Genomic DNA, 7,381 nt, shown 5'->3' with positions numbered 1-7,381 from the left:
CGGCGGGACCCCTGAACATGAGAACCCCATGACCTACGCTCACACCCAGTTCGCCGCCCCCCTGGCGGCACAACCGATAACCGTGGACGACTGCGCCTGCTACCGCGTCCCCCTCTCCGGGCGCGGCGGCGAGGGCCGCTTCGCCATCGTGGACCCTAAGGGCCTCGCCGCGCTCCACGCCGCTGGCGCACGCGCCCTGTACCTGACGGGCGATGGCTCCGAGAGCGGCTTCAGCTACGTGGCCTTCCTGCGGGTCGGCACGCATCACGCGGCCATGGCCTCCCGGGCCATCATCAATGCCCCCCAGGGTCGCCGCGTGGTCTACATCAACGGCGACCGCCACGACCTGAGGACGGCGAACCTCGTCATCCAGCCCCGCCGCGGCGAGGACCCCTACGAGTTGGCCTGCCAGAAGGCAGACGCCATCGACCGCACCCGCCAAGAGCGCCGCCCGCTGGCTGACGGCCGCAAGGCTCACGCGATCAACGAGGGCTGGCAGGCGCACCAGAGCACGGTCCGTCGCGAGCAGGGCGCGTGGAAGCGCCAGGCGGTCCGCTGATGACGACTTTCCCACACCCGCTCGACGGGCTGCCCGTCCGGCGCACCTTCACGGCCCAGACGCAGGCCCTCTTCCCGTCAGCCATCCTGATGGACCCAGCCCACCCCTGGCTTCAACGCCAAGAGCGGTCCCTCCCGAGGGGCACCCTCGGGGTCATCTACCACCGCGACGGCGTGGAACTCGTGACGCCCCAAGGCATCCTCAGGCGACCCTTCGTTGGAGCCATGGAGCTTGGCGAGACACCCGAATCGGCTCCCGCCTCAGACCCCGCTATCCGGTCTGCCAAGCAGATGGCGGCTGCCGAGCGTACCAGGGCGTGGAAGGCCGCCAACCCGTCGCGGGTCCAGGCTCAACACCGCCGACAGGCGCAGCGCCGGAAGACCGAGCGGCACCAACTCTACGAAGCCGCCGCGGCCACCAACCGGGCCGCCTGAGGCGACCCTACACCTAGGGCCGTGGCCGCCAAAACGCGAGGCGGCGAACGGCCTGACCTGCCCGGTACCATCGATCTCGGTCATTTCCGAGCCAGTAGCCGTAGCCGATGACCACGATTGGGACGGTGATCAGAAGCATGCCACCGGGGTCGCCGATAAACGCACCGACTACGCCGATCAGGACGGCCGCTAGGATTGCAAGTCCGACCAGCCCTAGCAGGATGTCCCGGAACGCCCAGGCCAGAGCGACTACAAAGACCAGGGCAACGATTGCAAGCAACGCGACGATGCCGCCGGTCACCGCTTGAAAGCCAAAAGTGAAGCCGTCCATGATGGCCAGTCCCGCCCGCAGGATTGAGTCGCCTGAAGTACAGCTTTTGCAAGCGACCTGCACTTGTCGGGATGCCGCGCCAGAGCCCGACCCGCGACGACCTTTGTGCAGCCTCCTCCCCCCGCGCACTCCCGGAGGAGAGAGAGCACGCCAACCCACCAGTCAGATCGAACGACAGGGAGACCTAAGTGGAGGGCCTCAGCCCTGCAGGGTCCCGAGGACTTCAGCCACGCCCGAGACGATTGCGACCGCCCCTTGAGCCAGGACTAGGGACAGCCCCATGGCGAGCAGGAAGCGGACGACCATCTCAACCTGAGAGTGGGACCCGTCCTTGATCCAGCGCACGACCCAAATGAAGAACGTGAAGAGGCCGGGGAGCAGAATGGCCATCGCCCCGACGATCCACACCGCGGCCTGCCAGCTGAAGGAGCGGGCGATCTCGGCGGCGTCAGTACTGCGGAAGGCCGTCTTGTTGGGTATAATCGCGTAGAGGACGCCCAGCAGCGTGGCCCGCTCGACGTACGTGTAGAACAGCTTGGCCCCGTAGCTACTCCGACGGCGCAGGCTCATCATCTTGAGTTCTGCTTCGCCCAGGTCCCGCTTCCGCGCCATCTCGTGCCCCCCTGATGCCACCTATAGGCAGCCCTCAAGCTTCACCAGCGGATTACTTCGCCAGCGCCCCTTAGGAGCCGAGGGGCTCCCACGATCTCAGCACACCCCGCGGCAGCCCTACCGGCCCCGGCGGGTATACGCCTTCCTGGCCCACAGGAGCGGCTCCACGCCACGCCCTCTCCGTCAGCACCCCCTCGAAGGAGCCCCTCTGAACGAGACCACTCGAACCCCAGGTCGCCCAAGGTCCCCGGACGGCGACCTAGACGAAGGCGAGCGGCGCAAGCGCGACCGCTGGCGCGCCTACTCGGCTGCCCGGTACGAAGCCTCGCGACCCCAGAGGGAAGCCGAACGCCTCCTGACGGAAGCCGCGAAGACAGCCCCAAAGGGACCGCAGCGGCCCTCCCAGGCCAAGAGCAGGGCCCGCCGCACGGCTGCCGAGCGGCACCGCGCGAGCTTCCCAGCAGCCGACAAACGTCCCTGGTGACGCGGCATCCTCCACCGTCCCCAACCACCAACCATCACCCCACCCGGCCCGGCAACCTGCCCGGCCAACCCAAAGGACTACCCACGATGACCGCCGAACTGAACGACACGTACTTTGACCGCAGCGAGTTCCTTAAGGCCGTGGCCGACCCGGAGTACCGCGCGTCCGCACGCCGCCGAGACGAGGTGGCCCAGAAGCTGCAGCGGTCCCTAGCCGCCGGAACGCTCCAGCCCATGGGCGAGCAGATCATGCATGGTCAGCGGAACCACGAGCGAAACGCCTACTACGAGAACGACAACGCCAATGGCTACACCGTGGGCGGCGCTGACCCGACGTGGGCCGCCGCTGGGCAGGTCGCCACGCGCCACTTCTTCCGATCCCGGGAGGAGGTGGCACAGGCCATGTCCGCGCCCGCCTTCGATGTCGACCCGAGCTATGGGACCGAGCTCTACCTCAAGGTCCAGCGCAGCATCCGCGAGGGCCACCTCGGCGCTGACTTCCTGACGGCTGCCCCCCAAGCCACTGAACCCAACCAGCGGCAGGGCTAGACCATGACAGAGAAACGCAGAGGCCTAGGCCAGCAGTTGGTGGAGGCGCGGCGAGAGGCTGCCGAACGGAAGCGGGAAGTTGCTGCGACCGCCCCGCCTCAGGTTGAACCTGAGTTCGCCCTTACGGCTCCCAGAGTGGACCTGGGCGACCCGAAGGTCATCGTCACTGTGGCCACCCCGGTGGAGGGCGGCAGCGAGCATGTGGTCACCACCAACGTTGGCGTGCAGCCGCAGTCGGGGTCCTCGCGGTACCGGACCCCGTAGCGGGCGCGGCGCGCCTCCTCCATCCCGACACGCTGAAGGCACCGCACGGAGCCAGCCATTATCTCCGACCCATCAAGGGACCCCCTCGGCTGGCACCGTGCCACCGAAGACCGCCCCCGGCTGACCACGCCCAGGCGGCGGGTCTCCCCGGGGCGTCTCGCCCGCCCAGCTGTGCTGGCCGACGCGGTCCGCACGCCCCTGCGGGGGTCCATGCGGGTTGGCCGACGGGTGATCCTGTGACAGCGGATGAGGGCGAGCGGGTGGCGCGCCTGCGGGCCTCCTTTCCGGGAGGCCATGGTCACACAGGAATGAGCCTGAATGGTTACACAGGTCGCGCCGGACCCATCATCAACTATCGGATTTTATTGATAACTGCCGATAGCCAGAAGGATGGTGCCGCCTAGGTGACTCGAACACCTGACCTACGCATTACGAACTGAATAGGTCAGGTTTTCAGGGGGTCTCATCTGCTTTCGTTCTGTTTCGTAGGTCGCTGAAACAGAAAGAGAAATTGCATTTCAGAGTTGATCAGCCAAAATCGCCAAGGTTCGTCGTCCCGAGACCTATGTGTGACCTAGGTCACAACGTTCCGGAGGGGTTCCCTTGGCCGCCCGACTACTCACCGCGCGATTCTGCTCCGGCCTCAAGCCTGTGCCCGGCAAGCAGATCGCCTACCCCGACACCCAGGTGCGCGGCCTGGAGCTGCGCGTCTGCGGCGACGGCCGCAAGGCCTGGTCGCTTCGCTACCGCAACCGCGAGGGCCAGCAGAAGCGGCTGGCGCTGGGCGCCTTCCCGGCCGTCGACCTCGTCGACGCCCGCACGGCCGCGCTGCTGCATCTCGGCAAGGTCGCGGGCGGCGGCGATCCCGTCGTCGAGAGGAAGCGCGAGGTCGAGGAGGCCCGCGCCCGCGCACTGGTCACCTTCGACAGCTTGGCCGAAGCCTACCTGGAGGCCTGCGAGCGCGGCGAGTGGCAGCCCAAGGGCAAGCCCCAGCGGCCTCGCACCGTCGCTGATAGCCGCGCCTGCCAGCGGCGCTATGTGACCCCGGTGATCGGCAAGCTGCCGGTCTCGGAAATCCGCCGCACCACGGTGCGCCAGCTGCTGCGCGACATGGTCGCCAGAGGGATAGAAGCCCAGACCAAGCGCACCCATGCCTTCATCCGCCAGGTCTTCGCCTGGGCGATCGCGGAGTTCGACGACGAGGTGGTGAAGTTCAATCCCGCGGTGGGATTCTCGCCGATCGGGCGCGTGAAGGCGCGCGGCCGTGTCTACAGCGACGACGAGCTGCGAAGGCTCTGGAACGGCCTGAACGCGCCTGAGAGCCTGACGCTCGAAGGCAAGACCGGGCCGCTTAAGATCGGCATGAGCCGGCAGATGGCGATTGTCGTCCAGCTCGTCGCCGTCACGCTGCAGCGGAAGGCGGAGGTGGCCGGGATGCATGAGCGCGAGCTGGACTTGGTGGCCCGCACCTGGCTGGTCCCCGGATCGCGGACGAAGAACGGCTGGCCGCAACTCGTCCCCCTCTCACGGCTGGCCCTTGACCTGATCGAAGAGGCCAAGCGCCTGCGCCGCGAGATCGAGGACGAGGCCGGCGCGCAGGCGAGCAACGCGCCGCGGCTGGTCTTCCCGGCCCGCGCCGATCTGAACGCCTGCGTCCGGGGCGACAGCATTTCGCACGCCATGGGCAAGGTGATCCCGGCCCTCGGGTTGAAGAACCTGACGGTCCACGACCTGCGCCGGACCGGCTCAACGGCGCTCACCTCGGAACGGCTGCGCGTGACACCCTTCATCCGCTCAAAGGTGCTTGGCCATCGCACCGACGCCGGCGGCGGCGCCTCGGTCTCCATGCTGCATTACGACGCCAACGAATACGTCAGCGACAAGCGCGACGCCCTCGACCGATGGGCGCGGCTGCTTGGGGAGATCGTGGGCGATGGCGGGCCCGGTCGGGCAGCGAACGAGAACATGCTACCCGAACCGGAGAGGACGAGTTCGCGAAACGACAACTCGAAAGGGTAGGCGCAACGCTGAGACGTTGGAGATCGCACCGAAGGCCGTCGCCGGACAACGACGGCCTATGTCTGGCGGCGAATAGATCGTCGCAAGACAGCCGCGTATGACCTTCACCGTATGCCGTCCGACGCATACGTCACACGCGAATCAAGGCGACAGCCTTCTAGCGCGCCGTCGTGGCTCAGATGCCCGCCGGAGCTGGCGATGCGACACTGCCCGTGGAAACTGCGCTTAGATCTGCACAGCATCTGATCGAGGCAGCCCGGTTGACGCTGTACAGTGACGGACCGGCACTAATTAGAGGACAGCTAAGGCAGCGTGTTCCAGCGCAGTCCACTGCGAAAAGTCGTGGCGCGTGGGACCGGATCAGCTGGATGGAAGACCAATAGCCGCCGACCCCTGGTGGACCAACTTCGGCGACCCCGCCCTGGACCGGCCGGTGGCCGATGGGCTGGCCCGCAACAACGACCTGGCCGCCGCGGCGCTGCGGGTGCGCCGCACACAGCTGCCGGCAGGCCGGGCCGACACCGACCGACTGCCGCGGTTCGGCGCCTCGGTGTCCGCTGACGCCAGCGGCGAACTCCGCAAGCGCTTCGACGACCGCTATTCCACGGGCGCCTTCGTCTCCTACGAGGTCGACCTCTGGGATCACCTGGGGGCGCTGGCCGACGCCGCGGACTGGGAGGCGGGCGCCATCGAGGAGGACCGCGAGGCCATCGCGCTCGCGCTCGTGGGAACCACGGTCAACCTCTACTTCAGCTCGGCTATGTGAACGAGCGGATCGCCTACGCCGAACTGAGCCTGGCCTACGGCCGCCAGACCCAGACGCTGATCGGCGCGCGCTACGCCGCCGGCGCCGAGCCCGGCCTCGCCGTTCAGGAGGCGCGCCAGAGCGTCCAAAGCCAGGAAGCGGCGCTGGCCGGCCTGGTCCAGCAGTGGGCGGAGACCCTGAACCCGCTCGGCGTCCTCTTGGGATCGGGGCGCGGTGACCTGTCCTCTGGCAGTCGCGGCGCGGGCGCACGGATCGGCCGGCGGTCAGCGCCAGGTAGCAATCGATCGCGGCGGCGACATAGGCCTGGGTCTCGAGGAAGCTCGGGACACGTCCCAGATGGGCGACATGATCGGGTCCGGAATTGTAGGCCGCCACGGTCAGCCTCAGGTCGCCGAAGCGCAGGGCCTGGTCTTCGGGCGAGGACCCGCCGCAGAAGGCGAGACCCGCGCCGGAGAGCTTGAGGTCGAACAGCCGCCGCCCCTGAGGCTGGCGCCAATAGCAAGCCCGCTTCGGCGTGGCGAAGGTGATCAGTTCCAGCTGGCGACGGGTCAGGCCGAAGGCCCCGTAGCGCGACCGAAGCCGTCTCCAGCGCGCGAGGATGGGGAGGAACACCTGGGTCGGGCAGGACTCGATCAGGCTGGCGGCGATTGACGAGGCCGCCACGTCCTCCAAAGACTGGGTCGCGAAGACCACCGCCACCCGGCGCTTGCGCAGGGTCTTCAGCCACTGGCGGATTTTGGCGGCGAAGGCGGTGTCGTCGAGGAAGAGCGAAGCCTCGTCCAGCGCCAGCAGTGTAGGCCTGCCGTCGATCCCGCGCTCCAACTCGTGAACAGGGCCGCGAGGACAGGACCCAGCCCTGAGCGGGTGGCCATCAGCTGTTCGAGTTCGAAGGTGCGATTTCCCCACGAGGCCGGCCGGGGCGCGGTATATAAGCTGAACGACGCACCGCTTAGCCTCACCGAAGTTGCGAAAGACCGCCGTGGAATATCGCCTCTACTTCGCAAACGAGACGGGTCAGTTCGTCCGAAAGCTCGTACTGGAGTGCCCGAACGACGAAGCAGCGATCGGGAAGGCCGAGGAGCACCGCCAAGGGCGTGCCGTGGAACTCTGGAATCGCGGTCGGCTGGTGAAGAAGCTTGGGAACGACGCTGGGCGGTCGTGAGGGGACGAAGCAACTACCCAGACGTGCACTCGTGATATCGTCCGGCGGCCAGCAATCGGTCTTGCGCATCGCCGGGCGCGGCAACCTTGCCCGCGAATGGCCTTGCCCATGGGCCCTGGTCCCGGCCGAGGTCGTTATGGCGGCGACGGCCTGAACGGCATCGGGACCAAGGCCGCCGTGGTCGGCTTCCTGCTCGTGGAGG

9 protein-coding genes are annotated in these 7,381 nt (G+C 67.7%); 7 read left to right on the top strand and 2 right to left on the bottom strand.

Annotation, left to right across the window (positions count from 1 at the left end; genetic code table 11):
- On the top strand, nucleotides 1-559 hold a 559-nt coding region (locus QZV94_RS21075), incomplete at its 5' end, for a hypothetical protein (RefSeq protein WP_293681530.1).
- Nucleotides 559-993, top strand: coding sequence for a hypothetical protein (locus QZV94_RS21070; RefSeq protein WP_293681528.1), 435 nt, complete (start codon nucleotides 559-561; stop codon nucleotides 991-993). The genes QZV94_RS21075 and QZV94_RS21070, both read left to right, overlap by 1 nt.
- Before the next feature lie 13 nt (nucleotides 994-1,006).
- On the opposite strand, the gene QZV94_RS21065 is transcribed toward QZV94_RS21070, so the two are convergent.
- Both QZV94_RS21065 and QZV94_RS21060 read right to left on the bottom strand, forming a co-directional pair.
- Entirely contained in the window at nucleotides 1,007-1,324 is a 318-nt protein-coding gene (locus tag QZV94_RS21065; protein WP_293681526.1) for a hypothetical protein, read from the bottom strand.
- A gap of 198 nt (nucleotides 1,325-1,522) precedes the next feature.
- A complete protein-coding gene (locus tag QZV94_RS21060; protein ID WP_293681524.1) occupies nucleotides 1,523-1,936 on the bottom strand; it encodes a hypothetical protein in 414 nt (137 codons plus the stop codon).
- 570 nt (nucleotides 1,937-2,506) lie between these two features.
- On the opposite strand from QZV94_RS21060, the gene QZV94_RS21055 reads away from it, so the two are divergent.
- The 5 genes from QZV94_RS21055 (at nucleotide 2,507) to QZV94_RS21035 (ending at nucleotide 6,846) form a co-directional block, all read left to right on the top strand.
- Nucleotides 2,507-2,968: a hypothetical protein gene (locus QZV94_RS21055; RefSeq protein ID WP_293681522.1), complete on the top strand. Its 462-nt coding sequence runs from the start codon at nucleotides 2,507-2,509 to the stop codon at nucleotides 2,966-2,968.
- Between the two features lie 3 nt (nucleotides 2,969-2,971).
- Nucleotides 2,972-3,232 carry a hypothetical protein gene (locus tag QZV94_RS21050; protein ID WP_293681520.1) on the top strand — a complete coding sequence of 87 codons (261 nt, stop codon included), beginning with the start codon at nucleotides 2,972-2,974 and terminating at the stop codon, nucleotides 3,230-3,232.
- A 603-nt stretch (nucleotides 3,233-3,835) separates the two neighbouring features.
- A complete protein-coding gene (locus QZV94_RS21045) occupies nucleotides 3,836-5,251 on the top strand; it encodes a site-specific integrase (protein WP_293681518.1) in 1,416 nt (471 codons plus the stop codon).
- A 349-nt stretch (nucleotides 5,252-5,600) separates the two neighbouring features.
- Nucleotides 5,601-6,017: a hypothetical protein gene (locus QZV94_RS21040; RefSeq protein WP_293681516.1), complete on the top strand. Its 417-nt coding sequence runs from the start codon at nucleotides 5,601-5,603 to the stop codon at nucleotides 6,015-6,017.
- Nucleotides 6,018-6,615: 598 nt separating this feature from the next.
- Complete coding sequence (locus tag QZV94_RS21035) at nucleotides 6,616-6,846, top strand: hypothetical protein (RefSeq protein ID WP_293681514.1); 231 nt, start codon at nucleotides 6,616-6,618, stop codon at nucleotides 6,844-6,846.
- Nucleotides 6,847-7,381: the final 535 nt, after the last annotated feature.

Source organism: uncultured Phenylobacterium sp. (genome assembly GCF_902826855.1).
Lineage (GTDB): Bacteria > Pseudomonadota > Alphaproteobacteria > Caulobacterales > Caulobacteraceae > Phenylobacterium.
The sequence above is the reverse complement of the archived record's forward strand: the minus strand, read 5'-3'. Positions and strand labels throughout refer to the sequence as shown.